The organism is Microbacterium sp. NPDC077644 (assembly GCF_040702785.1).
In the GTDB taxonomy this organism is placed as follows: domain Bacteria; phylum Actinomycetota; class Actinomycetes; order Actinomycetales; family Microbacteriaceae; genus Microbacterium.
In genome coordinates this window covers 303,006-327,314 of the sequence record NZ_JBFBME010000002.1, presented here as the reverse complement: position 1 = coordinate 327,314, position 24,309 = coordinate 303,006, and the positions used below count along the sequence as shown (strand labels likewise).

General features: G+C 69.3%; 26 protein-coding genes. 12 read left to right on the top strand and 14 right to left on the bottom strand.

Annotation, left to right across the window (positions count from 1 at the left end; genetic code table 11):
- The first annotated feature begins 4 nt into the window (after positions 1-4).
- The 3 genes from AB0269_RS08465 (at position 5) to AB0269_RS08455 (ending at position 3,288) form a co-directional block, all read left to right on the top strand.
- On the top strand, positions 5-1,627 hold the full coding sequence (locus tag AB0269_RS08465; RefSeq protein ID WP_366210770.1) for a DUF4407 domain-containing protein: 1,623 nt from the start codon (positions 5-7) through the stop codon (positions 1,625-1,627).
- 104 nt (positions 1,628-1,731) lie between these two features.
- Positions 1,732-2,232, top strand: coding sequence for a hypothetical protein (locus AB0269_RS08460; RefSeq protein ID WP_366210769.1), 501 nt, complete (start codon positions 1,732-1,734; stop codon positions 2,230-2,232).
- A gap of 42 nt (positions 2,233-2,274) precedes the next feature.
- Positions 2,275-3,288: an aldo/keto reductase family protein gene (locus AB0269_RS08455; protein ID WP_366210768.1), complete on the top strand. Its 1,014-nt coding sequence runs from the start codon at positions 2,275-2,277 to the stop codon at positions 3,286-3,288.
- A gap of 57 nt (positions 3,289-3,345) precedes the next feature.
- Here AB0269_RS08455 and AB0269_RS08450 read toward each other — a convergent pair whose 3' ends face one another.
- From AB0269_RS08450 to AB0269_RS08425, 6 genes are read right to left on the bottom strand one after another with little or no spacing between them, the layout of a single operon-like run.
- Entirely contained in the window at positions 3,346-3,852 is a 507-nt protein-coding gene (locus AB0269_RS08450; RefSeq protein ID WP_366210767.1) for an ACT domain-containing protein, read from the bottom strand.
- Positions 3,853-3,870: 18 nt separating this feature from the next.
- The gene (locus tag AB0269_RS08445) at positions 3,871-4,932 is read right to left on the bottom strand and encodes a PLP-dependent cysteine synthase family protein (RefSeq protein ID WP_366210766.1); all 1,062 of its coding nucleotides are present in this window, start codon (positions 4,930-4,932) and stop codon (positions 3,871-3,873) included.
- Entirely contained in the window at positions 4,929-5,180 is a 252-nt protein-coding gene (locus AB0269_RS08440; RefSeq protein WP_175984969.1) for a hypothetical protein, read from the bottom strand. The genes AB0269_RS08445 and AB0269_RS08440 overlap by 4 nt, the downstream gene beginning before the upstream one ends.
- Before the next feature lie 32 nt (positions 5,181-5,212).
- On the bottom strand, positions 5,213-6,037 hold the full coding sequence (locus AB0269_RS08435) for a GntR family transcriptional regulator (RefSeq protein WP_366210765.1): 825 nt from the start codon (positions 6,035-6,037) through the stop codon (positions 5,213-5,215).
- Positions 6,037-6,435: a D-ribose pyranase gene (rbsD, locus tag AB0269_RS08430; protein WP_366210764.1), complete on the bottom strand. Its 399-nt coding sequence runs from the start codon at positions 6,433-6,435 to the stop codon at positions 6,037-6,039. The genes AB0269_RS08435 and rbsD overlap by 1 nt, the downstream gene beginning before the upstream one ends.
- Before the next feature lie 17 nt (positions 6,436-6,452).
- Positions 6,453-7,421, bottom strand: coding sequence for a ribokinase (locus AB0269_RS08425; RefSeq protein ID WP_366210763.1), 969 nt, complete (start codon positions 7,419-7,421; stop codon positions 6,453-6,455).
- A 98-nt stretch (positions 7,422-7,519) separates the two neighbouring features.
- Here AB0269_RS08425 and AB0269_RS08420 point away from each other — a divergent pair, with 98 nt between their 5' ends.
- Positions 7,520-8,188, top strand: coding sequence for a transaldolase family protein (locus AB0269_RS08420; protein WP_366210762.1), 669 nt, complete (start codon positions 7,520-7,522; stop codon positions 8,186-8,188).
- 75 nt (positions 8,189-8,263) lie between these two features.
- Here the strand turns inward: AB0269_RS08420 and AB0269_RS08415 are convergent, their stop codons facing one another.
- Complete coding sequence (locus tag AB0269_RS08415) at positions 8,264-8,941, bottom strand: FadR/GntR family transcriptional regulator (RefSeq protein WP_366210761.1); 678 nt, start codon at positions 8,939-8,941, stop codon at positions 8,264-8,266.
- 56 nt (positions 8,942-8,997) lie between these two features.
- On the opposite strand from AB0269_RS08415, the gene AB0269_RS08410 reads away from it, so the two are divergent.
- On the top strand, positions 8,998-9,879 hold the full coding sequence (locus AB0269_RS08410) for an amidohydrolase family protein (RefSeq protein WP_366210760.1): 882 nt from the start codon (positions 8,998-9,000) through the stop codon (positions 9,877-9,879).
- A gap of 19 nt (positions 9,880-9,898) precedes the next feature.
- On the opposite strand, the gene AB0269_RS08405 is transcribed toward AB0269_RS08410, so the two are convergent.
- Both AB0269_RS08405 and AB0269_RS08400 read right to left on the bottom strand, forming a co-directional pair.
- Entirely contained in the window at positions 9,899-10,651 is a 753-nt protein-coding gene (locus AB0269_RS08405) for an SDR family oxidoreductase (RefSeq protein ID WP_366210759.1), read from the bottom strand.
- Complete coding sequence (locus AB0269_RS08400; protein ID WP_366210758.1) at positions 10,648-11,508, bottom strand: fumarylacetoacetate hydrolase family protein; 861 nt, start codon at positions 11,506-11,508, stop codon at positions 10,648-10,650. Before AB0269_RS08400 ends, AB0269_RS08405 begins: the two co-directional genes overlap by 4 nt.
- 138 nt (positions 11,509-11,646) lie before the next feature.
- Here AB0269_RS08400 and AB0269_RS08395 point away from each other — a divergent pair, with 138 nt between their 5' ends.
- The 3 genes from AB0269_RS08395 (at position 11,647) to AB0269_RS08385 (ending at position 14,412) form a co-directional block, all read left to right on the top strand.
- The gene (locus tag AB0269_RS08395) at positions 11,647-12,942 is read left to right on the top strand and encodes an L-fuconate dehydratase (protein ID WP_366210757.1); all 1,296 of its coding nucleotides are present in this window, start codon (positions 11,647-11,649) and stop codon (positions 12,940-12,942) included.
- Positions 12,943-13,018: 76 nt separating this feature from the next.
- Complete coding sequence (locus tag AB0269_RS08390; RefSeq protein ID WP_366210756.1) at positions 13,019-13,993, top strand: aldo/keto reductase; 975 nt, start codon at positions 13,019-13,021, stop codon at positions 13,991-13,993.
- Positions 13,993-14,412, top strand: a complete 420-nt coding sequence (locus tag AB0269_RS08385) for an RbsD/FucU domain-containing protein (protein ID WP_366210755.1) — start codon at positions 13,993-13,995, stop codon at positions 14,410-14,412. Before AB0269_RS08390 ends, AB0269_RS08385 begins: the two co-directional genes overlap by 1 nt.
- A gap of 7 nt (positions 14,413-14,419) precedes the next feature.
- Here the strand turns inward: AB0269_RS08385 and AB0269_RS08380 are convergent, their stop codons facing one another.
- Positions 14,420-15,292, bottom strand: coding sequence for a sugar phosphate isomerase/epimerase (locus tag AB0269_RS08380; protein WP_366210754.1), 873 nt, complete (start codon positions 15,290-15,292; stop codon positions 14,420-14,422).
- Between the two features lie 195 nt (positions 15,293-15,487).
- Between AB0269_RS08380 and AB0269_RS08375 the strand changes: the two genes are divergently transcribed.
- From AB0269_RS08375 to AB0269_RS08365, 3 genes are all read left to right on the top strand, one after another.
- On the top strand, positions 15,488-16,990 hold the full coding sequence (locus AB0269_RS08375) for a sugar ABC transporter ATP-binding protein (RefSeq protein ID WP_366210753.1): 1,503 nt from the start codon (positions 15,488-15,490) through the stop codon (positions 16,988-16,990).
- Positions 16,990-18,024 (top strand): ABC transporter permease, encoded by a 1,035-nt coding sequence (locus AB0269_RS08370; protein WP_366210752.1) that lies wholly within the window; start codon positions 16,990-16,992, stop codon positions 18,022-18,024. The genes AB0269_RS08375 and AB0269_RS08370 overlap by 1 nt, the downstream gene beginning before the upstream one ends.
- Before the next feature lie 64 nt (positions 18,025-18,088).
- Positions 18,089-19,090, top strand: a complete 1,002-nt coding sequence (locus tag AB0269_RS08365) for an ABC transporter substrate-binding protein (protein ID WP_366210751.1) — start codon at positions 18,089-18,091, stop codon at positions 19,088-19,090.
- A 181-nt stretch (positions 19,091-19,271) separates the two neighbouring features.
- Here AB0269_RS08365 and AB0269_RS08360 read toward each other — a convergent pair whose 3' ends face one another.
- Genes AB0269_RS08360 through xylB form a run of 4 tightly spaced genes read right to left on the bottom strand, consistent with a single transcriptional unit; the run spans position 19,272 to position 23,606 of the window.
- Positions 19,272-20,237, bottom strand: coding sequence for an aryldialkylphosphatase (locus tag AB0269_RS08360; RefSeq protein WP_366210750.1), 966 nt, complete (start codon positions 20,235-20,237; stop codon positions 19,272-19,274).
- Complete coding sequence (locus AB0269_RS08355; protein WP_366210749.1) at positions 20,237-21,166, bottom strand: shikimate dehydrogenase; 930 nt, start codon at positions 21,164-21,166, stop codon at positions 20,237-20,239. Before AB0269_RS08355 ends, AB0269_RS08360 begins: the two co-directional genes overlap by 1 nt.
- Complete coding sequence (locus AB0269_RS08350; RefSeq protein WP_366210748.1) at positions 21,163-22,119, bottom strand: phosphoglycerate dehydrogenase; 957 nt, start codon at positions 22,117-22,119, stop codon at positions 21,163-21,165. Before AB0269_RS08350 ends, AB0269_RS08355 begins: the two co-directional genes overlap by 4 nt.
- Entirely contained in the window at positions 22,119-23,606 is a 1,488-nt protein-coding gene (gene xylB / locus AB0269_RS08345) for a xylulokinase (RefSeq protein ID WP_366210747.1), read from the bottom strand. Before xylB ends, AB0269_RS08350 begins: the two co-directional genes overlap by 1 nt.
- A 98-nt stretch (positions 23,607-23,704) precedes the next feature.
- On the opposite strand from xylB, the gene AB0269_RS08340 reads away from it, so the two are divergent.
- On the top strand, positions 23,705-24,307 hold the full coding sequence (locus AB0269_RS08340; protein WP_366210746.1) for a glucose-6-phosphate isomerase family protein: 603 nt from the start codon (positions 23,705-23,707) through the stop codon (positions 24,305-24,307).
- The last annotated feature ends 2 nt before the right edge of the window (positions 24,308-24,309 follow it).

Below are 24,309 nucleotides of genomic sequence, written 5' to 3'. Positions count from 1 at the left end.
AGGGATGTCCTATTCCGCGCATCGCCCTGGCCGCACGGGCTCCGACGGGCAGATCTCGATCGACGGCGAAGCCCCCGAGGGCTCCGTCACCGACGAAGACCTCGACTTCCTCCGCAGCTACGAGCCCACCGGCAGCGAGACATCCGCGACCCGCGACGAGCCGCGCGGGGCCGAGCCCGCGGTCGATGAGCTGGGCGACCTCGAGCGGGCGCAGGGCGCGTTCGGGCCCACCAAGATGAAGGTCGCGCGGCGCCGGGCCGCGAAGGGGAAGCGCGAGAAGAAAGCGCCGCGCACGCGCGGGTCGCGGCTGCGCACCATGGCGATCCTCGGCGGCGCGGACGGCGAGATCCTCGACCGGGTTCCCGGCGAGACGCCCCGATTCGTGCAGATGTTCTTCGTGCTCGCAGGTACCGCGCTCGTCTCGGCGATCTCGATGTTCTTCGCCCTCACCACGGGCGTGCAGGCCGCGATGTGGATCGCGGTTCCCCTCGCGATCGTTTGGGCCGGCATCATCTTCAACCTCGACCGGTTCCTGACATCGACCATGACGTCGACGCGCAGCATCGGAAAGCTCATCGGACTCGCGCTTCCCCGAGTCGCCATGGCGGTCCTGATCGGATTCCTCGTCGCCGAGCCGCTGGTTCTGCAGGTGTTCCACAACGACATCAACCGCGAGGTCGCCGCGACGAACATCGTGCAGGCGCAGTCGGACCAGGATGCTCTCGAGAGCGGTCCGGAGAAGAAGGCGCTGGATGCCGCGACCGCGCGGGTCGCCGCGCTCGAGAACCAGGCGGCCACGGGAATCGTCGCCGACACCGAGTCGGGTTCGGCATCCACGACCGCCGCGCAGGCCACCGTCGACGACATCACGTCGAAGATGGCCGAGCAGCAGAAGGTCATCGACCAGGCGCGCGCGCTCTACCAATGCGAGCTCACCGGTGAAGGCGCGGGCGAGGTCCCCGGCTGCACCGGGGTAAACGGCGAGGGGTCGAGCTCGGATGCCGCCCAGGCGCAGCTCGCGCAGGCCCAGCAGACCTACGACGCGCTGGCCGCACAGCTGCGCACGGCGAACGACGACCTCGCCGCCGCGGAGACCTCCGCCAAGGAGAACACGGCCTCGTCCGAGTCGGCGAACCGCCAGCAGGCGAACGACCAGCTGCCCGCGGCTCGTGACACGTACGAGCAGGCGCTCGCCGCATACAACGCCCGCGCCGACTCCGTCGCGCAGGGCAACGCCGGAGCAGTCGGTCTGCTGAGTCAGATCAGCGGCCTGAACCGCCTCGCCGAGAAGGAGCCGACCATCTGGTGGGCGCACTGGCTCATCGCCGCGCTGTTCTTCATGATCGAGCTGCTCCCCGTCATCGTGAAGGTGCTGACGAGTTACGGCGACCCGTCGCTGTACGAGAAGGCGTACGCGATCCGCAAGCAGGTCGATCTGGATCGGGTGACCGCCGAGGGCTTCCGCGATCGGGCGTCGATCGTGACGACGGCGGATGCCGCGGCATCCGACCCATCGCCGGGGCCCGAGGCGTCGGCATCCGCTGCCTCGACCGCCGCTCCCTCGACCACCGACGTGCCGACGCAGCCGATCACCCGCGCCGACCTGCGCGAATCGGTGGACGCCTGACTCTCGGAGAAGAGTTTCCGGGCCTACGATCGAATCCGAGCCCGGAAAATCTTCTTCCCTGACGCGCCTGGTGATCTCCCAGGGTGCGCCGATACGGTCGCCGCATGAACGAACCGCACCGCGCGACCGTCCTCGTCTCGATTCTCGGTGCGGTCGCCGTCACGCTGTACGCCGCGTGGGCGGCGGTCCAGATCCTGGTCCTGAACCCGCTCGCCGCAGTGCCCGGCAGCTCCCTGGCCGAGATCAACGGGGCGATGGTCGCGTCCGGCGAAGCGGTGAACCTGATGGCCCCTCTCGTCGTCCTCGGCATCGGACCCGCGCTCGCGATCGCCGCTGCCTGGGTGTGCGTGGCGAATCGAGTGCCGCCGATCGTCGCGGTGTCCGGGCCCCTGGCGCTGCTGATCCTCGGAGCCCCGGGATACTTCGTGGCATCCTTCGGCCCGGGAATGGCGCTCGCGGACACCTTCCTGATCTCCGGCGGAAACCATTCCCCCTGGTACCTCCCGCTGTACGCGGTGAGCGCCCTGGCGTTCGTCGCCGTCATCATCGTCACCGCCCGCGCCGTCGCGAGCGCCCGGACGCAGCCGGAGCCCGTGACAATCTGACATGCGGGCGCCATGCCGGCCGAGTGGCCGTAGCGTTGAGACATGGTCAACTATCGCTATCTCGGTAACAGCGGATTCAAGGTCTCGGAGATCACCTACGGCAACTGGGTGACGCACGCCTCCCAGGTCGAGGACGACGCCGCGGTGAAGACCGTGCACGCCGCGCTCGACGCCGGCATCACGACGTTCGACACGGCCGACACGTACGCCAACACCGCGGCAGAGGTCATCCTCGGCAAGGCGCTCGAAGGTCAGCGGCGCGAAGGCCTCGAGATCTTCACCAAGGTGTACTTCCCGACCGGGCCCAAGGGACCGAACGACACCGGACTGTCGCGCAAGCACATCCTCGAGTCCATCAACGGTTCGCTGAAGCGCCTCGGAACCGACTACGTCGACCTCTACCAGGCCCACCGCTTCGACTACGAGACCCCGCTGGAGGAGACGTTCCAGGCTTTCGCCGACGTCGTCCGCCAGGGCAAGGCCCTCTACATCGGCGTGAGCGAGTGGACGGCAGAGCAGCTGCGCGAGGGCCACGCCCTGGCGAAGCAGCTGGGCGTGCAGCTCATCTCGAACCAGCCGCAGTACTCCATGCTGCACCGCGTCATCGAGGGCAAGATCGTCCCGGCATCCGAAGAGCTCGGCATCTCGCAGATCGTCTGGTCGCCCATGGCGCAGGGCGTGCTCAGCGGCAAGTACCTGCCCGGTCAGCCCGTGCCAGAGGGGTCGCGCGCGACCGACCCGCACAGCGGTGCCGACTTCATCAAGCGGCTCCTGCGGGATGACATTCTCACGGCCGTGCAGAAGCTGAAGCCCATCGCCGAACAGGCGGGTCTCACGATGCCGCAGCTCGCGATCGCGTGGGTGCTGCAGAACAAGAACGTCGCTGCCGCGCTGGTCGGCGCATCCCGCCCCGAGCAGCTCGCCGACACCGTCAAGGCGTCGGGCGTGACGCTGGATGCCGACACGCTCACCGCGATCGACGAGGCACTCGGCGGCACGGTGAACCGGGACGCCGAGGACACCTACGCGGTCTCGCCGAAGTCCCGCCTGGTCTGAGACCGAGGTCGCGTCCCTCGAACCCTTCGACAAGCTCAGGGATCGAGGGACGCGCGCTCAGTCGAGCGTGATGTCGACCTGGAGCTCGGAGGTCAGACGCTCCAGGTCGGCGCGCAGGGCGGCGAGATCGGCGGATGCCGGGACCGTCGCCGCCACGGATGCCTCGAACAGGCGTCCTCCGGCCATCGCGGCATCCCGCGTCTCGGTCGTCATGTCGTGGATGCTGAGCTCGTGCGCGCGCAGCACGGCGGACACCTCGCGCACGATGCCCGGCTGATCGTTGCCGAGCACCTGCAGGGTGATGGGCTGATCGGCAGGAGCCGGAGCATCCGCACCGGTGTGCACTGAGACCGTCAGCGTCCCGTCCAGCGCCCGCAGCGCCTCCTGCAGATCCGCCTCCTGCTCGGCGGGGACCGAGACCTGGACGACTCCCGCGAACACGCCCGCGAGTTCGGCGAGCTGGCTGCTCTCCCAGTTGCCGCCGTGCGCGTCGACGATGTCGGCGACGGCGGCGACGAGGCCAGGGCGATCGGATCCGGCGACGGTGAGGATCAGAGTGGTCATGCCGTCATCGTAACCGGGTCAGTCGTTCCAGACCCCGGTCTCGAGGAACCGCTCGAGACGCGCCCGGTGCGGGGCGAGATCCCAGCCCTGCTCGGACACCCAGTCGTCCGAATAGTACGTTCCGGCGTAGCGGGCCCCGCCGTCGCAGATCAGCGTCACCACGCTGCCGGTGCGTCCTGCGGCGCGCATCCGCGCGATCAGCTGGAACGCGCCGACGAGATTGGTGCCCGTCGACCCGCCCGCCCAGTGCAACGTGCGCTCCTTGAGCAGACGCACGGCCGCGACGGACGCCGCATCCGGAACCTGGATCATCTCGTCGATGACGCCGGGCACGAAAGACGGCTCGACCCGCGGCCGCCCGATGCCCTCGATGCGGCTGGGCGTGCCGGTCGTGTAGTCCGCCGACCCCGTGCTCCATCCGCCGTGGAACGCCGAACCCTCGGGGTCCACGACCGCGACGCGGGTGGGATGCCGCCGGTACCGCACGTACCGTCCGAACGTGGCGCTCGTTCCGCCGGTGCCGGCCCCGACGACGATCCACTCCGGGATCGGATGCCGTTCCCGCTCGAGCTGACTGAACACGCTCTCGGCGATGTTGTTGTTGCCGCGCCAGTCGGTCGCGCGCTCCGCGTACGTGAACTGGTCGAGATAGTGGCCGCCGCACTCGGCGGCGAGGCGCTCGGCCTCGCCGTACATCTCCGGCCCGCTGTCGACGAAATGGCACCGCCCGCCGTAGAACTCGATGAGTTCGATCTTCTCGGGGCTCGTCGAGCGCGGCACGACCGTGATGAAGTCCAGACCGAGCATCCGGGCGAAGTACGCCTCCGACACCGCGGTCGACCCGCTGGATGCCTCCACGAGCGTCGTGTCCTCGGTGATGCGGCCGTTGACCAGACCGTAGAGGACGAGCGAGCGCGCCAGGCGGTGCTTGAGCGAGCCCGTCGGATGGACCGACTCGTCCTTCAGATACAGGTCGATGCCCCACTCGGCGGGCAGAGGGAACACGTGCAGGTGCGTGTCGGCGCTGCGGTTGGCGTCGGCCTCGAGAAGGGCGATCGCCGAGCTTGTCCAGGAGGTCATGCGATCCCGGACTGCGCCACCTGCCAGGCGATCACGGCGCCCGCGACGGCGGCGAGCACGACGACGACGATGACGGGCACGAGCCAGCGCGCAGCGCGCTTGGGAGGCCGCACGACCGGAGCGGGCTTCGTCAACGGCCCGGGAGTCGGCGCAGGGCGGTCGGTCAGATCGGCGATCGGCGGTACCGAACCGGTCTCGGGCTTCTGGGTGGCATCGCCCGGGGCGGCGTCATCTGCGGCGTCGACCATCGTCCGTCGTCCTCTCCGAGGCGGCACTAGCCTCAGACAGAGACTGTACCCGCCTGGAACGTGCCTCCGCTGTCATCGACATGCAGAAGCGACGCCTGCGACTGCTCCTGACGCAGCTGGAACTCGAACCGCGACCGGTCGCCGCGGTGCAGGGCGATGAAGTACTCGATCGGCGTTCCGGACGCATCCCGGCTGATGCTGCGCAGACGCAGCAGCGCCGACCCGGCGCTGATCCCGAGGTGCTGAGCCTGGTCGTGCGTCGCGACGGTGGCCTCGGCCGAGCGGACTCCGTCCGTCGCCTGGACTCCGTGCTCCGCGAGCAGCCGGTAGAGGGATGCCTCGGACAGGTCGACGTCGAGCGTCAGTGCACCGACCGCTTCCGGCATCCACGTCGTCGACAGCGACCAGGGCGCGCCGTCGACGTGACGGAGGCGCTCGAGGGCGATGACCGGGGAGCCGACGGGGATCTCCAGGGCCGCTGCGACATCGGCGTCCGCCTCTTCGCGCTCGTGCCGGAGGATGTCGCTGTGCACGTGGCCGCCGCGGCGCTCCACATCGTCGAACAGGCCGATCAGCGTGTGCACGAGGGACTCGCTGGTGCGGGGGCGCGAGACGAACGTTCCCTTGCCCTTGACGCGCTCGACCATCCCTTCGTGCTCGAGCTGGGCGAGCGCCTGCCGGACGACCGTGCGCGAGATGCCGTAGCGCTCGCACAGCCGGTGCTCGCCGGGGAGCGGGTCGCCGGGCTGGAGTCCGTCCCGCTCGATGCCGTCGATGATCAGCTGCCGCAGCTGGTCGTACATCGGGGCGGCCGAGTGCCGATCGATCGTGTCGACGGATGCCGGGCGCGCGGACATCAGTAGGCCACCCCGGCGTGCAGGATGACGTTCGCGTACGGGGTGAACTCTCCCGAGCGCACGAACGCTCTCGCGTCGTGCGTGCGCTGCTTGAACTCGACGTGCGGCACGAGCTCGATCTCGATGCCGGGCAGACGTTCGCGCAGCTGGGCCAGCACCTCGGGACTGTGGTCGGCGACCTCGGCAGAGACGGTCGCACCCTCCACGACGAGCTCGGCGAGCACGGTGTCGAGCACATCGAAGAACGCCGGCGCACCCGGGCGGTACGCGAGGTCGATCCGCTCCGATCCCGGCGGGATGGGCAGCCCCGCATCGGTCACGACGATGAGGTCGGTGTGGCCGGTCTCGCTGATGACGCGGGAGAGCGCGGGGTTGATCGTCGTGGACGTCTTTCGCATGGTGGTGGGGCTCCTGTTCAGGATGCGGCGCGCGCAGCGCTCTCGGTGCGCTCGGCGAGGAAGGCGTCGACCTCATCGCGTTCGGGGAGACTCGGTGATGCCCCCTGCTTCGTGACGGTCAGAGCGCCGGCGGCCGTGGCCAGGCGCACGGCATCCGTCAGCGTCGCGCCGTTCGCGAGCGCTGCGCCCAGGTAGCCCGCGTAGGCATCGCCGGCTGCCGTGGTGTCGACCGCGTCGACGGGCAGCGGGGGGACGATCGTCGTGCCCTCGGAGGTGACGACGCAGGACCCCTGGGCCGCCAGGGTGATGACGGCCGCACCGACGCCCTGGTCGAGGAACCAGCGGCCGGCCTGCTCTGCGGACGCCGCATCGGTCACCTCGATGCCGCTGAGCACCGAGGCCTCGGTCTCGTTCGGAGTGACGATGTCGATGCTCCGCCACACCTCGGCTGCCAGCGGTGCGGCAGGCGCCGGGTCGAGGATGACCGTGAAGCCGAGCTCGCGGCCGCGTCCGGTGATGTGCGCGGTCAGGGCCGACGGCGTCTCGAGCTGCGTCAGCAGCACGGCGCTCGTGCTCGCCAGTGCATCCAGTGCGGTGTCGATCTGCTCCGTGTTCAGCTCGGCGTTGGCGAGCGGGACCATGACGATGTCGTTCTGGGCCGAGGCGTCCACACGGATGTGCGCGATGCCGGTCGGACCGGGGACGGTGCGCAGATGGGCGAGGTCGACGCCGGCCTCGGTGAGCCCGTCGACGACGAGGTCTCGGAACAGGTCGTCGCCCACGCACCCGACGAAGCTGGTGCGCGCACCGGCTCGGCCGGCCGCGACGGCCTGGTTCGCGCCCTTGCCGCCGAGGAACAGGGTGAACTGATCGCCGAGGATCGTCTCGCCGCGGGCGGGGAGCCGCTGGGAGAAGGTGGTCACGTCCGCCGTGACGCTTCCGACGATGACGACGCCGGTGCGCCCTTCGGTGGGAGAGGTGGGCATGGGGCTCCTTTGACTTCGCCGTTCGCTGTCATTACATTAGCCGAATCCGCACTTGTAACGACAGGTTGGCGGTCCCCTGCGCTCTCGAGGAGTCCCGTATGCCTGCTGCCGCCATCGCTCCGCGTCTGTACGTCGACAGCGCCGACGTCGAACGAGTCTCGCGGTTGCTCGCGGCGCGGGTCGTGCACGGTGTGACGACGAACCCGACGATCCTCGAGCGGGGTGGATGCTCCGCCGCGCAGATCCGCGAGCTCTACGCCCGGTGGGAGGGCGAGGGCGCGTCCGAGGTCTTCTTCCAGACCTGGGGCGGCAGCACGGCCGAGATGCTCCGCAATGCCGACGCGATCCGCGCGCTGGGCGATCGGGTCGCCGTCAAGGTCCCCGCGACCGCAGCGGGCTTCGCCGCAGCATCCGTGCTCGTCGCCGACGGGGCGAGCGTGCTCGTCACGGCCGTGTACTCCGTCGGGCAGGCGCTCGCCGCGGCGAGCATCGGCGCGCGGTACATCGCCCCGTACCTCGGGCGCCTGCGGGATGCCGGTGTCGACGGCGACGCGCTCATCGCCCGGATGCAGGAGGTCTGCGCGGGCAGCGACACGAACGTCCTCGCTGCGAGCCTGCGCTCCGCGGACGACATCGTGTCCCTGCGTCTGGCCGGTGTGCCGTACTTCACCGCGGCGCCGGACGTGCTCGACGTACTGCTGCAGCACGACGTCAGCGACTCCTCGGCCGCCGAGTTCGAGGCGGCCATGGGGCGGATCGGCGCGTAACTCGCGAGACTGCAAGGCCGCGCCGAGACAGCACGGAGTTGGCGCAGTCTCGGCGCGGCCTGGGGGATTCGAGGCTCAGGCCGTCGCGGCCTGGCGCAGCCAGCGCTCCACACCGGCGATGTGCGCCGTGGCGAGCGAGGTGGCCAGGTTCGGATCGTGCTGGGCGATCGCATCGGCGATCGCACGGTGCTCCGACAGCGTCCGTTCGACTGCGCCCTGCTCGGTGAGACCGCGCCAGATCCGGGCGCGGACCGTCTGGCCGCTGAGGCTCTCGATGAGGCTGGCGAGATACGCGTTGCCCGCCATGCGGACGATCTCGCGATGGAAGCGGATGTCGTGCGCGACGAGGTCGTCGATGCTGACCTCCGAGCTGATGGCGTCGAGCTCCTGCTGCAGCGCGCCGATCGCGTCGTCGGAGCCGAGCGTGGCGGCGAGGCCCGTCGCCTGGGACTCCAGCATCCGCCGCACGGCGAAGATCTCGAGGAGCGAGTCGTCGTCGTGCATGTCGGCGACGAACGAGATCGCCTCCAGCAGCAGGTGCGGCTCCAGGCTCGTCACGTACGTGCCGTCGCCGCGCCGCACGGCGAGCACGCGGATGACCTCGAGCGCCTTCACCGCCTCGCGCATCGAGTTGCGGCTGAGGCCGAGGCGCTCGGCGAGTTCCTTCTCGGGAGGCAGCCGGTCGCCGGGGGAGAGCTCCCCCGACACGATCATCGCCTTGATCTTCTCGATCGCCTCATCGGTGACAGCCATGAGGGCATCCTAGCGATTGATCGGATGTCTGCCTCCGGCTGTGTGAGGATGGACGCATGCGTGTCGTCGACAGCCACCTGCACCTGTGGGATCCCGACGTCCTCACGTACGACTGGCTCCAGGGCGAGCTGGACGGCACCTTCGCCGCGGAGGCGCTGCGCGAGGACATGATCGAGGATGTCGAGCAGCAGGTCGCGGTGTTCGTGCAGGCGGAGCCCCTCCCCAATCAGGCGCTCGCCGAAGTCCGGTGGGTCGAGTCGATCGCCCGGGAAGCCGGAGTGGTGGCCATCGTGGCCGGGGCGCGGCTGGACCGCGTGCGCAAGCTCCGCAAGCACCTCGACGACCTGGCCTCGCACGAGCTCGTCGTCGGCGTCCGACACCTGCTCCAGGGCGAGAAGGACGGCTTCGCCCGTCGCCCCGCGTTCATCGAGGGAGCTCGCGAGCTCGCCGCCCGCGGCCTCACCTTCGACGCCTGCGTCCGCGCCCACCAGATCCCCGACGTCACGGCGCTCACCGAGGCGGTGCCCGGTCTGCGGATCGTTCTCGACCATCTCGGCAAGCCGGCGATCGGCACGCTGGAGCAGCCGCTCGCGCCCAGCGCGCAGTGGATCCGCGATCTGCGCACGCTCGCGGCCAACCCGCAGGTCGCGGTCAAGCTCTCCGGGCTCCCCGCCGAATCCCAGGGGCAGATCGACGAGGACCAGATGGAGCCGTTCCTCGACGTCGCCGCGGATGCCTTCGGCGCGGACCGTCTGATGTGGGGGAGTGACTGGCCCGTCTCGTCGTCCACCCACGACGGCAACCCCGAGGACACGTACTACTGGTCCGGCAACCGGGACGACTGGTGCCACACGGTCCGCAACTGGGCCGAGGCGCGCGGCCTCGACACCGAGAAGCTGTTCTGGTCGAACGCGGTCCGCTTCTACGGCATCCGCTGAGGTTTCGCCGCGGCGCCGGTCACTCGGCCCGCAGACGCAGCTGCGCCATGCCTCCGTCGACCTCGATGAAGGTTCCGGTCGTCGAGCCCGCCGCAGGCGACACGAGGTAGGCGACGGCGGCTGCGACCTCGTCCGGCGAGACCAGCCGTCCGTGCGGCTGGCGCGCCTCGAGCGCCGCGCGCTCGGCCCCGGGGTCGCTCGCCTGATCCAGCAGGCGCCCGACCCACGGAGTGTCGGCGGTGCCCGGGTTCACGGCGTTGACGCGGATGCCCTCGCGCATGTGGTCGGCGGCCATGGCGCGCGTCAGCGCCGAGACCGCGCCCTTGGACGCGGAGTACAGCGCGCGCTGGGGGAGTCCGGTCGAAGACGCGATGGATGCCGTGTTGCACACCGCGGCCGACGGCGACTGCCGCAGCCACGGGAGCGCTGCTGAGGTGACGCGGGCGATGCCGGTGACGTTGATCGAGAGGACGCGGGCCCATTCGTCGTCGTCGTTCGCGGCGATGTCTCCGACGGCGCCGATGCCGGCGTTGTTGATCACGATGTCGATGCGGCCGAAGCGCTCGGCGACCGCGGCGACAGCGGCATCCACGCTCGCCCGGTCCGAGACGTCGGCCGTGAACGCGGCGAAGCGCTCATCGGCGCCTGACGGGTCGCGGTCGAGGACGGCGATCTGCGCGCCGTCGGCGTGCAGGCGGGCCGCAACCGCGGCGCCGATGCCCGACGCGCCTCCGGTGACGATCGCTACGAGTCCTTCCAGTGGCGCGCTCATCGCTGCGCCTCCCAGGCTGTGAAGGTCTGCCGCTGATGGCCGAGGCCGTCGATCTCGATGTCGACGACGTCGCCGTCCTTCAGATACGGGAACCGGCCGGAGAGGGCGACGCCCTGCGGGGTGCCGGTGAGGATGAGGTCGCCCGGCTCGAGCGTCACGTATTGCGAGAGGTGGTGGACGATCGTGCGGACGTCGAAGATCATGTCGGAGGTGTTCGAGTCCTGACGGGGCTCGCCGTTGACGAAGCTGCGCAGATTCAGATCGTCGACGTCGACCTCGTCGGGGGTGACCAGCCACGGGCCGGTGGGATTGAAGCCGGCTGCGATCTTGCCCTTCGACCACTGGCCGCCCGAGACAGCCATCTGGAAGTCGCGCTCCGAGACGTCGTTGGCGACGACGTAGCCGGCGATGTGGGCGTCGGCCTCGTCGGGGGAGTCCAGGTACGCGGCTCTGGCGCCGATCACGATGCCGAGTTCGACCTCCCAGTCCGTCTTCTCGCTGCCGCGGGGGATCGTCACCGTGTCGTTCGGGCCGACGACGGTGTTCGGGGTCTTCAGGAAGATGATCGGGATGCTGGGCGGCTCGGAGTTCGACTCGGCGGCGTGCTCGGCGTAGTTCATGCCGATGCAGATCACTGCGCTCGGGCGGGCGATCGGGGCGCCGATGCGCAGTTCGGCGGCGTTCTCGAGCTCGGGCAGTTCGCCGGATGCTTGTGCCGAGGCCACGCGAGCGCGGAAGTCGCTCGCCAGGAAGTCACCGTTGACATCGGATGTCACGGGGCGGAGGTCGAGATGGCGATCGCCGTCGATCAGGACAGGAATCTCGGATCCAGGGGCGCCAAGCCGCGCGAACTTCATGGTTCTCCTACTTCGTCGGGGATCCGCCATGCGGCGGTGCATCTGATTGACAGTATAGACATCGGATGTTTACACTCCAAGGGATCCGTCGAGAATCCCTTCTCGAGAGGATCAGGACTGCACAAGGAGACCATCGCAGTGAGCCGCATCGTCGCACTCGACACGACCGACATCCGCTTTCCGACGTCGCTGAGCCTGGACGGCTCGGACGCGATGAATCCCGACCCCGATTACTCGGCCGCCTACGTCGTGATCCGCACCGATGATGTCGACGGCATCGCCGGGCACTCCTTCGTCTTCACGATCGGCCGCGGCAACGACGTGCAGGTCGCGGCCATCGACGCACTCGCCGATCACCTCGTCGGGCGCGAGATCGAACCGCTCCTGGACGACATGGGCGGAACCTTCCGCGAGATCATCGGCGACTCGCAGCTGCGGTGGCTGGGCCCGGAGAAGGGTGTCATGCACATGGCCATCGGCGCCGTCACCAACGCGCTGTGGGACATCAAGGCCAAGCGCGCCGGGCTCCCGCTGTGGCAGCTGCTCGGCCGCATGAGCCCGGAGGAGCTCGTCGACCTCGTCGATTTCCGCTACCTCACCAATGCCCTCACACGCGAGGAGGCGCTCGAGATCCTCCGCGCGGGTGTCGACGGTCGCGCGGAACGCGAGGCCGAACTCCTCGCGACCGGCTATCCGGCCTACACGACCAGCCCTGGTTGGCTCGGCTACTCCGACGAGAAGCTCGAGCGGCTCGCCCGGGAAGCCCTCGCCGACGGCTTCACGCAGATCAAGCTCAAGGTCGGGGACGACCTCGACGACGACATCCGTCGCTTCCGCAAGGCGCGCGAGGTCGTCGGGCCGGACTTCCCGATCGCCATCGACGCCAATCAGCGCTGGGAGGTCTCCGAGGCGATCGCCTGGGTGAACGCCCTCGCCGAGTTCCGGCCCGCATGGGTCGAGGAGCCCACGAGCCCGGACGACGTCCTCGGCCACGCCGAGATCGCCCGTGCGATCGCCCCGATCCGCGTCGCGACGGGCGAGCACGCGCAGAACCGCGTGATCTTCAAGCAGCTGCTGCAGGCGGGCGCGATCAGCGTCATGCAGATCGACGCGGTGCGCGTCGCCGGCGTCAACGAGAACATCGCGAACCTGCTGCTCGCCGCCAAGTTCGGCGTTCCGGTCTGTCCGCACGCCGGCGGCGTGGGGCTCTGCGAGGCCGTGCAGCATCTGTCGATGTTCGACTTCGTCGCCGTCAGCGGCGCGCGCGAAGGCCGCCTCATCGAATACGTCGATCATCTGCACGAGCACTTCGTCGTGCCCACCGACATCCAGGGCGGCTCCTACATGGCCCCGACGGCGCCGGGCGCGGGCATGGAGATGAAGGCCGAGAGCATCGCGGAGTACACCTGGACGGGCACGCATGTCGCGGCCTGACACTTCGGGGGTCGACACGACAGATGTCGGACGAACCGTGACGAACAGTCCGACACGTGACGCATCGGCCCCCAGAATGTCGCCGGCCGGCTTTCCCGCGCTCGGGTACGGCGCCGCGAACGTCGGGAACCTCTTCCGCGAACTCACCGACGATGAGGCGTGGGCGGTGCTGGATGCCGCATGGGAGAGCGGCATCCGCTACTTCGACACCGCTCCTCACTACGGTCTCGGGCTGTCGGAGCGGCGCCTCGGCGCGTTCCTGCGGACGAAGCCGCGCGACGAGTTCGTGCTGTCGACCAAGGCCGGGCGCCTCCTGAGGGCGAACCCGGCTCATGGGCCGGGCGGCCTCGACACCGTCAACGACTTCTTCGTGCCCGACGACCTGCAGCGGGTGTGGGACTTCTCGGATGCCGGGATCCGCGCGTCCCTCGACGAATCGCGAGAGCGGCTGGGCATCGACCGCATCGACATCGTCTACCTGCACGACCCCGAGCGTCACGATCTCGATCTCGCACTCGCCGAGGCGTTCCCCGCGCTGGAGGCGCTGCGCGCGGAGGACGCGATCGGGCTGATCGGCGTCGGGTCCATGGTCAGCGATGCGCTCGCCCGATCCGTGCGCGAGGCCGACCTCGACATCGTCATGATCGCCGGCCGCTACACGCTGCTCGAGCAGCCCGCGGCAGCCGACGTGCTGCCGGCGTGCGTCGAGCGCGGTACCGGGGCGGTCGCCGCATCCGTCTTCAACTCGGGCCTCCTCGCGAAGAGCGAGCCGGTCCGCGGCGATCGCTACGAGTACGGCGGCGTCCCCGACGAGATCTGGGATCGTCTGCAGCGCATCGTCGCCGTGTGCGCGGCGCACGATGTCGCACTGCCCGCCGCGGCGATCCAGTACCCGCTGCGCTCGTCCGTCGTGCAGTCGGTGGTCGTCGGAAGTTCCCGCCCCGAGCAGGTGCGGCAGAACGCCGACCTCGCCGCCGCCGAGATCCCGGAGGAGTTCTGGGACGACCTGACCGCCGGCGGACTGATCCCGCCGGTCTCCGAGGAGGACTGATGCTCGAAGGAATCAACCCCCTGCTGACCGGTGAGCTGCTGCTGCATCTGGACCGGATGGGCCACTCCGACGCGGTCGTCATCGCCGACGCGCACTTCCCGGCGTGGGCGCTGGGGGAGCGCGTGATCGATCTGCCCGGCACCACGACACCCGAGGTCCTGGCGGCCATCCGCAGCGTGATCCCGCTCGATGACGCCCCTGCACTCGATCTCATGGAGTCCGCGGACGGCGAGATCCTCGCGGTCCAGCGGGAGCTGATGGATGCCGCGGGCACGGCCGAGCAGACGACGCGCTTCGTGGAGCGCTTCGCGTACTACGACGTCGCCCGCCCCGCCTACCTGATGGTGCGGACGGGGGAGACGCGCACGTACGGCAACGCGCTGCTGCGGAAGGGCGTCGTCGGCCATGCCTCGGCGTAGCGGGGCCCTAGTGGCGATCGATCGTCGCGACCGCATGCATCGCGTCGCGGATGTACCGGTTCGCGTGCGCGGCGAGGTCGTCGGAGTCCTGCCACAGGTTGCGCCAGATGCCGAGCGTGTTGCTGAGCTGAGCGCTCACCACGGCCGACGAGAACGACTCGAACACGACGGGCCCGTCGTATGCGACATCGTGCAGGGCGCGGAAGAAGGTCGCGAAGTCGACGGTGCCCGTGCCGAGGTAGCCGCGATGGCTGTCGCCGATGTGCACGTATCCGAGACGGCCGGCTGCGGCCACGTCGTGGACCGGCTGGAAGAAGTCGGACTCCTCGATGTTCATGTGGTACGTGTCCAGGTGAACGCTGACGTCGCCCGCGACGCCGTCCAGGAACTGCAGTGCGCCGCGGCCGGTGTTGAAGACGTTCGACTCGTAGCGGTTGACGACTTCGAGGGAGAGTCGGATGCCGCGCTCCGCCGCGAAGGCTGCGAGCCCGCCGATCGCCTCCTGACTGTGTGCGACGCCCCGCTCGGTCGCCGGCGCCATGTACTTGCCCATCGCCGAGTAGATGACCCCGCACAGCACCTCGCCGCCCATCGTCGCCACGTGGTCGATGCAGCGTTCGAGCAGTGCCCGCCCGGTGGCGATGACTGCCGGGTCGTCGCTGGACAGGTCCGTCGCCGGGGTCAGTCCGAGGGATGCCGTGACGGCGAGGCCGTTGTCGCGCAGCATCCGTCCGGCCAGGGCCGAGTCGAAGGCCGCGGCATCCATCAGCGGGATCTCGATGAGGTCGAATCCCGCGTTCTTCGTGCCCTCGATCGCGCGCCGCAGGCCCGCCTCGTCGAAGGTTCCGGTGAAGACCAGGCCGTGCGCGCCGATGAGCATGTCGATCCCTTCCGATGCGCATCCGAGCGCACCCGTGACAAAGTTGTTATTACAGGTCTACCATCTGAGACAGCGCTTAGGTACATTTAGATACAACTTGCGCCGCAGTATCCCGAGCGGCACAATTGATCCGATGTTTGAAATGGATTCCACGATGGAATCGACAGCACGACCTTCAAGGAAGCAGGTGAGCACATGAGTGATCCCATCCTCCGGGTGGAAGGCATCAGCAAGGGGTTTCCCGGGGTGCAGGCGCTCCAGGATGTGCATCTCGAGGTGCGCGCCGGTGAGGTTCTCGTCCTCGTCGGCGAGAACGGCGCCGGTAAGTCGACGCTGATGAAGATCCTCTCCGGGATCTACACGCGCGACGAGGGGACGATCCGCTTCGAGGGTCAGGAGGTCGAGTTGACCGGCCCGCTCCAGGCTCAGCAGCTCGGCATCACGATCATCCATCAGGAACTGAACCTGATGCCCGACCTGACGGTCGCGCAGAACATCTTCATCGGCCGTGAGCCGGTCTCTGCCGGCATCCTGTCGGAGCGGAAGCTGAACCGTCAGACCGCGGAGCTGCTGACCCGTTTGAAGATCCGGCTGGATCCGCGGCAGAAGGTGGGCGAGCTGACGGTCGCCGAGCAGCAGATGGTCGAGATCGCGAAGGCGCTGTCGTTCAACGCCAAGGTGCTCATCATGGATGAGCCGACCTCGGCGCTCACCGACAGCGAGGTCGAGACGCTGTTCACGCTCATCGAGCAGCTCAAGCAGAGCGGCACGGGCATCGTCTACATCTCGCACCGGATGGACGAGCTGCGCCGGCTCGCGGATCGGGTGACCGTGCTCCGCGACGGGCAGTACATCGGGTCGCTCGAGAAGGACGAGATCAGCATCCCCAGGATCATCGAGATGATGGTCGGGCGTGCGATCGATGAGGGGACGCGTCCGGCGCCGCGCGATCACGCCTCGGCGCCGGTGGTCCTCGATGTTGTGGGGCTGTCGACGCGGGAGCTGCTGAAGGACGTGTCGTTCCAGCTGCACAAGGGGGAAATCCTCGGGTTCGCCGGGCTCATGGGCGCGGGGCGCACCGAGACCGCACGTGCGGTGATCGGCGCCGATCCGCGCACGGCGGGGACGATCACGATCAATGGCCGGGATGCGCGCATCCACAAGCCGGCGGATGCCGTCCGCCGCGGTGTCGGGTACCTCTCCGAGGACCGCAAGCAGCTGGGTCTCATGCTCGAGCAGGACGTCACGTTCAACACCGTCCTCGCGTCGCTGAGCAGCTACGCCGGGGCGATCGGCTGGATGGGCGACGGCAAGGCCAAGAACCAGACCAAGCAGTACGTGCAGCAGCTGCGCATCAAGACCCCGTCGGTGAACCAGATCGTCAAGCTCCTCTCCGGCGGCAACCAGCAGAAGGTCGTCATCGCCCGGTGGCTGATGCGCGACTGCGACATCCTCATCTTCGACGAACCGACCCGTGGCATCGACGTCGGCGCGAAGGAGGAGATCTACCGGCTGATGCAGCAGCTCGCCGACGCCGGAAAGTCCATCATCGTCATCTCGTCGGAGCTCCCCGAGATCCTTCGCGTCGCCGGCCGCATCGCCGTGTTCGCGAACGGTCGGATCACCGGGACCCTCCGCAACGAAGAAGCCAGCCAGGAGAAGATCATGCAACTCGCAGCCCACGGGGAGGAAGACTGATGAGCACCCCAGAGAAGTCCGCCGGAGAGACGACGACTCTCATCCAGCAGGCCGTGACAGAGGACACCGACAAGCGGGATGTCGTCGGGTTCCTGAAGCGCCAGCTCCAGCAGTCGCTGGCGTTCGGAACGCTCGTGATCCTGGTGATCTTCTTCGCCATCGCGAGCCCGAACTTCTTCACGTTCAGCAATATCGCCACCGTGCTGCTGTCGACCGCCGTGATCGGCATCCTCGCCCTGGGCACGACGTTCGTGATCATCACCGGCGGCATCGACCTGTCGCTGGGAACCGGTATGGCGCTGTGCGCCGTGATGACCGGTGTGTTCATCACGAACTGGGGCCTCCCCGTCTGGGTCGGCATCCTCGGCGGCATCGCGACCGGTGTGCTCATGGGGCTCGTCAACGGCGTGAACATCACGTTCCTGCGGCTTCCTCCGTTCATCGCGACGCTCGCGATGATGATGATCGCGGGCGGTCTCGCTCTGGTCGTCTCGAACGTCGCGCCGATCTATTTCTCCACGTCCGCCCCGGACTTCAAGAAGATCGCGCTGGGCGTCATCATCCCCGGCATCCCGAACGCCGTCCTCATCACCGCGGTCCTCGCGATCATCGCGGCGATCGTGCTGTCCAAGACGCTGCTGGGTCGCTACACGTTCGCGATCGGCTCGAACGAGGAGGCCACGCGCCTGTCGGGTGTGAACACCCGCCGCTGGACGATCCTCATCTACATGTTCGCCGGCGCCTTCACCGGCATCGCGGGCATCATCATCGCCTCCAGGCTCGACTCGGCGCAGCCGCAGATCGGCACCGGGTACGAACTGCAGGCGATCGCGGCCGTGATCATCGGCGGCACCTCGCTGCTGGGTGGCCGCGGCTCGATCCTCGGCACCGTGATCGGCGCCCTCATCATGAGCGTGCTCGTCAACGGCCTGCGCATCATGTCTATCCAGACCGAGTGGCAGAACGTCGTCGTCGGCTTCGTCGTGCTGCTCGCCGTGTTCCTCGACTCGCTGCGCAACCGCCAGCGCACCTGACCTCTCCTTCCCTGCCCACCCCGTCGGCCCCGGCCGGCACCAATCACAGAACAATGGAGTTTCCATGAAATTCGGCAAGAAGACCGCATTCGCGGCCCTGGTGGCCGCATCCGCTCTCGTCATGGCCGGCTGTGCCGGCGGCGGCGACGTCATCGAAGAGGGTGGCGGAACCGACACCGGCAGCGGCGACGGCGAGATGTACATCGCCCTCGTCTCGAAGGGCTTCCAGCACCAGTTCTGGCAGGCCGTCAAGAAGGGCGCGGAGCAGAAGGCCGACGAGCTCGGCGTCCGCATCACCTTCGAAGGCCCGGCCGCCGAGACCGAGATCGCCCAGCAGCTCGAGATGCTGACGGCCGCGATCGACAAGAACCCGGATGCCATCGCCTACGCCGCCCTCGACCCGGAGGCGTGCGTCGCCCCGCTCGAGCAGGCGAAGTCGAAGGACATCCCGGTCGTCTACTTCGACGCCCCGTGCAACGGCGACGTGGGCCTGAGCCTGTCGGCAACCGACAGCAAGGTCGCCGGAGCCCTGGCCGCGGAGCACATGGCCGAGCTCATCGGCGGCGAGGGCGAGGTCGGCATCGTCGGCCACTCGCAGATCAACTCCACCGGTGTCGAGCGCCGCGACGGCTTCGTCGAGAAGATCGAGGCGGACTACCCCGACATCAAGATCGTCGACATCCAGTACGGTGACGGCGACCACCTGAAGTCGGCCGACATCGCCAAGGCCATGATCGCCGCCCACCCGAACCTCAAGGGCATCTACGGCACGAACGAGGGCTCGGCCATCGGCGTCGTGAACGCCGCGAACGAGCTCGGCCTGGAGAAGGGCAAGATCAAGATCGTCGGCTTCGACTCGGGCGCAGCCCAGATCAACGCCATCAAGGACGGCACGATGGCCGGCGCCATCACGCAGGACCCGATCGGCATCGGCGAGCAGGTCGTGCAGGCCGCGTACGACGCCGCCATGGGCGAGTCCGTCGACGAGTTCTACGACACCGGCTCGTACTGGTACGACGCCACCAACCTGGAGGACGAGAAGATCGCCGCGGTCCTCTACGAGTGATCGTCGTCTGACACGGGCGGCCCCGCACCTTCAGGTGCGGGGCCGCTTCGCGTTCGGGGCTACAGGAATCGTCCCGCCTCGGTACAGATGCAGGACGAATGAACGGATGCAGGGCAGATCCTCGGCCTGTCGCCCTGCATCCGTTCAGGGCCCCTACGTCTGTACGCGGCCGTACTTCGCCTCAGCGCGACAGGTCGAGCAGCCGCGCGGGGCCTGCGACCAGCATCCGCTCGACAGCATCCGCGCCGATCGCCGACCGCAGGCGCGGCAGGTACCGCTCGCCGAGGTAGGCCAGGCCCGGCATGCCGCCGTAAGCGATGTACCGGGTGCGCCGGGCGACGTCGCCGCCGAGCAGGATGCGGTCGGTGCCGACGAGGTCGACGACGCGTTCGGTCAGGGCGAGCAGTTCGGCGTCGGAGCGCGTGCGGGGGCGGGCGAAGCCGTCGTAGCCGAGATAGGCGCCGCGTTCGACGAGCGAGGCGTGCAGGCCCGCATCCGGATCGCGGTCGGCGTGGGCGAGGACGACCCGGTCGGATGCCACGCCCGCACCCTCCAGCAGATCGAGCACCTCGTGCGCCGCGGTGCAGAACTCCAGGTGCACCATGACCGGGGCGCTCGTGGTCCGGTGCGCGGCGGCCAGCGCGTCGAGCGTGGTGCGCTCGAACGGGCTGATGCGCCAGTAGTCGATGCCGGCCTTGAGCATGCCGGCGCGCACCGGGCTTCCGTCCGGCGTCCGCGCGGGGGTGCCCGCACCACCGGGGGACACGTGCGCGGCATCCGAGACCGGCACGCCTTCCTCGACGTCGGCGATGAACAGTGCGGCGAGCCGGTCGGCATCCCATGAGCGGGTCGGGTGGTCGGAGGCGTAGTGCGCCTCGCGGTGCCTGCCGGTCGTCGCGACGACGTGCAGTCCCGTGGCGGAGCTGATGCGTGCGAGGGCCTCGGGGTCGCGGCCGAGACCGAAGGGCGTGGCATCCACCATCGCGGCGAAGCCGCTCGCCTGCAGAAGCCCTGCCTCGAGGCCCGACGCATCCTCGTCGTCGAGCTCGTCTCCGGGCAGCAGGGGCGTGACCTGGAAGAGGTGCTCGTGATAGTTCGTCGGGCCCAGCAGCGCGGGGTCGATGTCGCCGAGCACCGTGCGGATCATCAGCGCGCACCCTCCGCGGCCCGCGCGAGCTGCTCGACGATCTCGGGGGTGAGCTCGAGCTCGAACACGTCGGCGACGACCTGCGACCATCCGTGGATGAAGTAACGCCAGCCGTCGACGACGTGCATATTCCGAGCGGCTTGCTGAGCACGCGCCTGGTGCAGGAACTCCAGCGACCCGCGGTAGTTGAACTCCCAGACGTAGGCATCCCCGGGGAACACGGCGTCGTCGGGCAGGGGGGAGCCGGGCCGGTCCTTGCCGAGCCCGGTCGCGTTGACGATGAGCGAGCCGCGTGGAGCGGCCGCGACGAGGGATGCGGCGTCGTCGACCGTGTCCGTCCGCACGTACTCGATGAGCCCGTCGCGGGTGCCGTGCTGACGGTGCACCTCGCGCAGGTGCTCGAGCTTGGCGTCGTCGCGCGCCGTCACGGTCACCTTCGCGGGTGCGTCGTCGCGCTCCGACAGCGCCCAGCTGAGCGCCGTCCCCGACCCGCCCGCGCCGAGGATGACGACCTCGGCGCCGGTGGTCGCGAAGTGGTCGGCCGGCAGGAAGTCGTTCAGTGCCAGATCGACGGTGATCGGATCCTTCGCGCGGCCGGACAGGCGCGTGCCGCGCTTGGCGATGCTGGAGATCTCGGAGCACGAGACGGCGAACGGGTCGAGTTCGTCGAACAGGTCGGATGCCGCGGCGTACACGTTCATCTTGTGCGTGGTCACGAGCGCGCCGCGGTGGCGGGGGTCGTCGCGGATCTGCTCGACGAGCGCGCGGTACTGCTCGGGGGAGGCATCCATCGGCAGGTCGTGGCCGATGAGCCGGCGGGTGGGGAGCCCCAGGATGTCGGCCCACAGCGGGAACACCTTCATGATCGAGGAGGAGCCGGTGGTCACGCCGACGAAGCCCATGTAGTCGGCGTCGGGGGTGGTTGTCATGAGGTGCCTTTCACAGGATGGGCGGGCGCGCGACCCGCGAGGACGGCGAGCGCGTCGTCGAGCGACATCGAGCCCATGTTGTCGACGGCCTGCGTGGTCTGTGCGCCCAGGTGCGGGGTGACGATCACGCGATCGGCCAGGTCGTCGGCGAGGAGCGGGCTGGACGACGCCGCGGTGTCGCCGTCGAGCGTGTCGGCCGCGTACCCCGCGAGTCGTCCGCCGCGCAGCGCGGCTGCGAGAGCGGATTCGTCGACGAGGTCGGGTCGCGCGGTGTTCACGATGACCGTGCCGGGGCGGATGCCGGCGAGCCGCTGCGCGTCGATGAGCCGCTGCCCGCCGGGAGCGTGCAGCGTGATGAGATCGGCGGTGCGGAACAGCTCGTCGAGGTCCATCGGCTCGGCGCCGAGATCGCGGATGCGGCCTGGATCGAGGAATGGGTCGGCAGCGAGGATGCGCGGGCCGAAGCCCGACAGGCGCCCCGCGACGCCCTGCCCGATCCGGCCGAAGCCGACGATGCCGACCGTGGCGGCGCCGAGTTCGCGGCCGCGGCGGACGCTCCAGTCGCCCTGTCTGACGCGGCGATCTCCGTCCGGGATGAGCCGGAGCGCCGCGAGCATGAGGCCTGTGGCGTGGTCGGCGACGGCATCCGCGTTGGCGCCGGGGGTGTTGGTGACGGGGATGCCGCGAGCGGCGGCCGCGTCGAGATCCACGGCCTCGATGCCGACGCCGTAGCGTGCGACGACCCGGAGGTTCGGCGCGGCATCCAGATGCGCGGCGGTGACCGGGCCGGTGCCGGCGATCCAGGCATCGGCTTGCGCGAGCAGGGGGGCGAGCTCGGCGAGGCCGTGATGCGCGGGGCCGCGGACGATCTCGTGCCCCGCGGCCGCGGCGCGCGCGACGAGGTCGATGTCGCCGTCCGAGAACGACCGGCTGGTGGCGAGGATGACGCCCATCAGCGCGTGCCTCCCGCGAACCAGGGCGCGAGGGCGTCGTAGGCGGCGGTGAAGCGGCCATGTCGTTCGGCGTAGACGCGGTGGCGCGCGGCATCCGGCGTGAACTCCGCCGTGACCTCGCTCAGCGCCCTGGCGGCGGCGAAGTCGGCGAGACCGAGGCCGACCGCCCCGGTCACCGCCGCTCCGAGGCTGTTCGCCTCTTCGACGACCGTGCGCCGCCGCACCGGCACGCCCCACACGTCCGCGAGGACCTGCAGCAGCACGTCGCTCTGCGCCCCGCCGCCGACCGCGTCGATGCGGTCGATCGTCGCGCCCGACTCGCGGAACGCGTGGATGCTGCTGAGCAGGTTGAACCCGATCCCCTCGAGCACGGCGCGGACGAGATGGCTGCGCGTGTGGTGGCGGCCGATGCCGAGGAACGCGCCGCGGGCATTCGGGTCCCAGATGGGGGAGCGCTCGCCGAGCAGGTAGGGCAGGAAGTAGAGGTCCTCGGTGTCGGCGTCCTCGGATTCGGCGGTCAGCCGCGCCGTCTCCGGATGCCGGGGGTCCGCGGACAGCGCCTCGGCGATCCACTGGATCGATGCGCCGCCGGCCTGCATCGTCGCGGTCGGCACGAACGATCCGGGTACGACGTTGTCGAAGGTGAAGGTCCGCAGCCCGCGGTCGATCAACGGTGCGTCGGTGGCGAACGAGATCCAGGAGGAGGTGCCGAGCGACACGTAGGCGCCGTCCTCCGGCGCGACGATGCCGGATCCGACGGCCGCCATCGGGCCGTCGCCGCCGCCCATGACCACGCGGACGCCGGCGTTCAGGCCGAGGGCGGATGCCGCGGCATCCGTCAGCGTGCCGGCGATCGCGGTCGCGTCGAGGATCTCGGGGAACAGCGCTCGGTCGAGGCCCGCCGCGGCGAGCACCTCATCCGACCAGTCGCCGGTGCGCTGGTCGTAGGCGTTCGTGCCGGAGGCATCCGAGCGGTCCGTCGCCAGGCGCCCGGTGAGGCCCAGGACGATGTAGTCCTTGGCGACGCAGAACCGCCGCACGCGCTCCCAGACCTCCGGCTCGTTGTCGCGCACCCACATGACCTTCTCGACGGAGTAGGTCGGGTTGAGCCGGTGGCCGAGCATCTCGTAGGCGTGCTCGGCACCGAGCGCCTGCTCGAGCTCGCGCTGCTGGGCGCCGGCGCGGGTGTCGGCCCAGATGATCGCCGGGCGCACCGGGCGTCCCTCGCCGTCGAGCAGCACAGCGCCCATCATCTGGCCGCTCACGACGAGTCCGCCGACATCGGTGGGCGCGGTGTCCGTGCTCGAGAGGAGGTCGCGGGTGGCTCGGACGACGGCATCCCACCAGTCGTCGGGGTTCTGCTCGGCGACGCCGCCGGCGGCGAAGTACGCCGGGTAGCCGACGGTCGTGGATGCCACGAGCCTGCCGTCGTCGTGGTGCAGCGATGCCTTGTTCCCGGTGGTGCCGAGGTCGTGGGCGATGATCACAGTTCGTGCCTGCTTCGTTGGTTGCGGTTCCGGATCGTGCTGAGATGGAGTATACCTGTAATTACAAGTCCTGTAGTTACAAGTCGTAGGAGAACATCGTGAGCACCCCCGTCGTGGACGTCCCCGCCCTGCTGGAGATCTCGCCGCAGGGCGGCATCGAGGGGCGGTCGCGCCGCTACGAGAAGTTCCTCGGCGACATGGCCGGCGTATACCGCGACGACCGGGCCTGGCAGGATGCCGTCGGCGAGCGCGGCACGGACGAGCTCGTCTACTGGGTCGACGACCACCGCTACCAGGAGGGTCCCGGCGCGCTGATCGTCGGCACGAGTGCGCTGCTGCCCGGTCGCTACGGCGAGGAGTTCGCGGTCACGCGCGGCCACCTGCACGCCGTCGCAGACCGCGCCGAGCTGTACTACTGCCTCAGTGGGCGGGGAGTGATGCTGCTCGAGACGCTCGACGGTGAGAGCTCGGCCATCGAGCTCACGCCGGGCAAGGCCGTCGACGTGCCGGGGCACTGGATCCACCGCAGCGTCAACGTCGGCGACGAGCCGTTCGTCACGCTCTTCTGCTACGCGGCCGACGCCGGACAGGACTATGAGGTGATCGCCGAAGCCGGCGGCATGAAGAACCTCGTCGTGGCGGACGGCGACGGGTGGAAGCTCGCGCCGAACCCGGACCACACCGGGTATCGGGCGCGCTGATG

Excerpts from the sequence above, each read along its gene's own strand:
- AB0269_RS08380 (WP_366210754.1), bottom strand. The coding sequence starts at position 15,292 with ATGCTCATCGGCGCGCACGGCCTGGTCTTCACCGGAACCTTCGACGAG.
- AB0269_RS08410 (WP_366210760.1), top strand. The coding sequence starts at position 8,998 with ATGCGTGTCGTCGACAGCCACCTGCACCTGTGGGATCCCGACGTCCTC.
- AB0269_RS08415 (WP_366210761.1), bottom strand. The coding sequence starts at position 8,941 with ATGGCTGTCACCGATGAGGCGATCGAGAAGATCAAGGCGATGATCGTG.
- AB0269_RS08385 (WP_366210755.1), top strand. The coding sequence starts at position 13,993 with ATGCTCGAAGGAATCAACCCCCTGCTGACCGGTGAGCTGCTGCTGCAT.
- AB0269_RS08435 (WP_366210765.1), bottom strand. The coding sequence starts at position 6,037 with ATGTCCGCGCGCCCGGCATCCGTCGACACGATCGATCGGCACTCGGCC.
- AB0269_RS08420 (WP_366210762.1), top strand. The coding sequence starts at position 7,520 with ATGCCTGCTGCCGCCATCGCTCCGCGTCTGTACGTCGACAGCGCCGAC.
- AB0269_RS08370 (WP_366210752.1), top strand. The coding sequence starts at position 16,990 with ATGAGCACCCCAGAGAAGTCCGCCGGAGAGACGACGACTCTCATCCAG.
- AB0269_RS08440 (WP_175984969.1), bottom strand. The coding sequence starts at position 5,180 with ATGGTCGACGCCGCAGATGACGCCGCCCCGGGCGATGCCACCCAGAAG.
- AB0269_RS08460 (WP_366210769.1), top strand. The coding sequence starts at position 1,732 with ATGAACGAACCGCACCGCGCGACCGTCCTCGTCTCGATTCTCGGTGCG.
- AB0269_RS08360 (WP_366210750.1), bottom strand. The coding sequence starts at position 20,237 with ATGATCCGCACGGTGCTCGGCGACATCGACCCCGCGCTGCTGGGCCCG.
- AB0269_RS08390 (WP_366210756.1), top strand. The coding sequence starts at position 13,019 with ATGTCGCCGGCCGGCTTTCCCGCGCTCGGGTACGGCGCCGCGAACGTC.
- AB0269_RS08425 (WP_366210763.1), bottom strand. The coding sequence starts at position 7,421 with ATGCCCACCTCTCCCACCGAAGGGCGCACCGGCGTCGTCATCGTCGGA.
- AB0269_RS08445 (WP_366210766.1), bottom strand. The coding sequence starts at position 4,932 with ATGACCTCCTGGACAAGCTCGGCGATCGCCCTTCTCGAGGCCGACGCC.
- AB0269_RS08350 (WP_366210748.1), bottom strand. The coding sequence starts at position 22,119 with ATGGGCGTCATCCTCGCCACCAGCCGGTCGTTCTCGGACGGCGACATC.
- rbsD (WP_366210764.1), bottom strand. The coding sequence starts at position 6,435 with ATGCGAAAGACGTCCACGACGATCAACCCCGCGCTCTCCCGCGTCATC.
- AB0269_RS08375 (WP_366210753.1), top strand. The coding sequence starts at position 15,488 with ATGAGTGATCCCATCCTCCGGGTGGAAGGCATCAGCAAGGGGTTTCCC.
- AB0269_RS08455 (WP_366210768.1), top strand. The coding sequence starts at position 2,275 with ATGGTCAACTATCGCTATCTCGGTAACAGCGGATTCAAGGTCTCGGAG.
- AB0269_RS08365 (WP_366210751.1), top strand. The coding sequence starts at position 18,089 with ATGAAATTCGGCAAGAAGACCGCATTCGCGGCCCTGGTGGCCGCATCC.
- AB0269_RS08355 (WP_366210749.1), bottom strand. The coding sequence starts at position 21,166 with ATGACAACCACCCCCGACGCCGACTACATGGGCTTCGTCGGCGTGACC.
- AB0269_RS08400 (WP_366210758.1), bottom strand. The coding sequence starts at position 11,508 with ATGAAGTTCGCGCGGCTTGGCGCCCCTGGATCCGAGATTCCTGTCCTG.
- AB0269_RS08465 (WP_366210770.1), top strand. The coding sequence starts at position 5 with ATGTCCTATTCCGCGCATCGCCCTGGCCGCACGGGCTCCGACGGGCAG.
- AB0269_RS08450 (WP_366210767.1), bottom strand. The coding sequence starts at position 3,852 with ATGACCACTCTGATCCTCACCGTCGCCGGATCCGATCGCCCTGGCCTC.
- AB0269_RS08405 (WP_366210759.1), bottom strand. The coding sequence starts at position 10,651 with ATGAGCGCGCCACTGGAAGGACTCGTAGCGATCGTCACCGGAGGCGCG.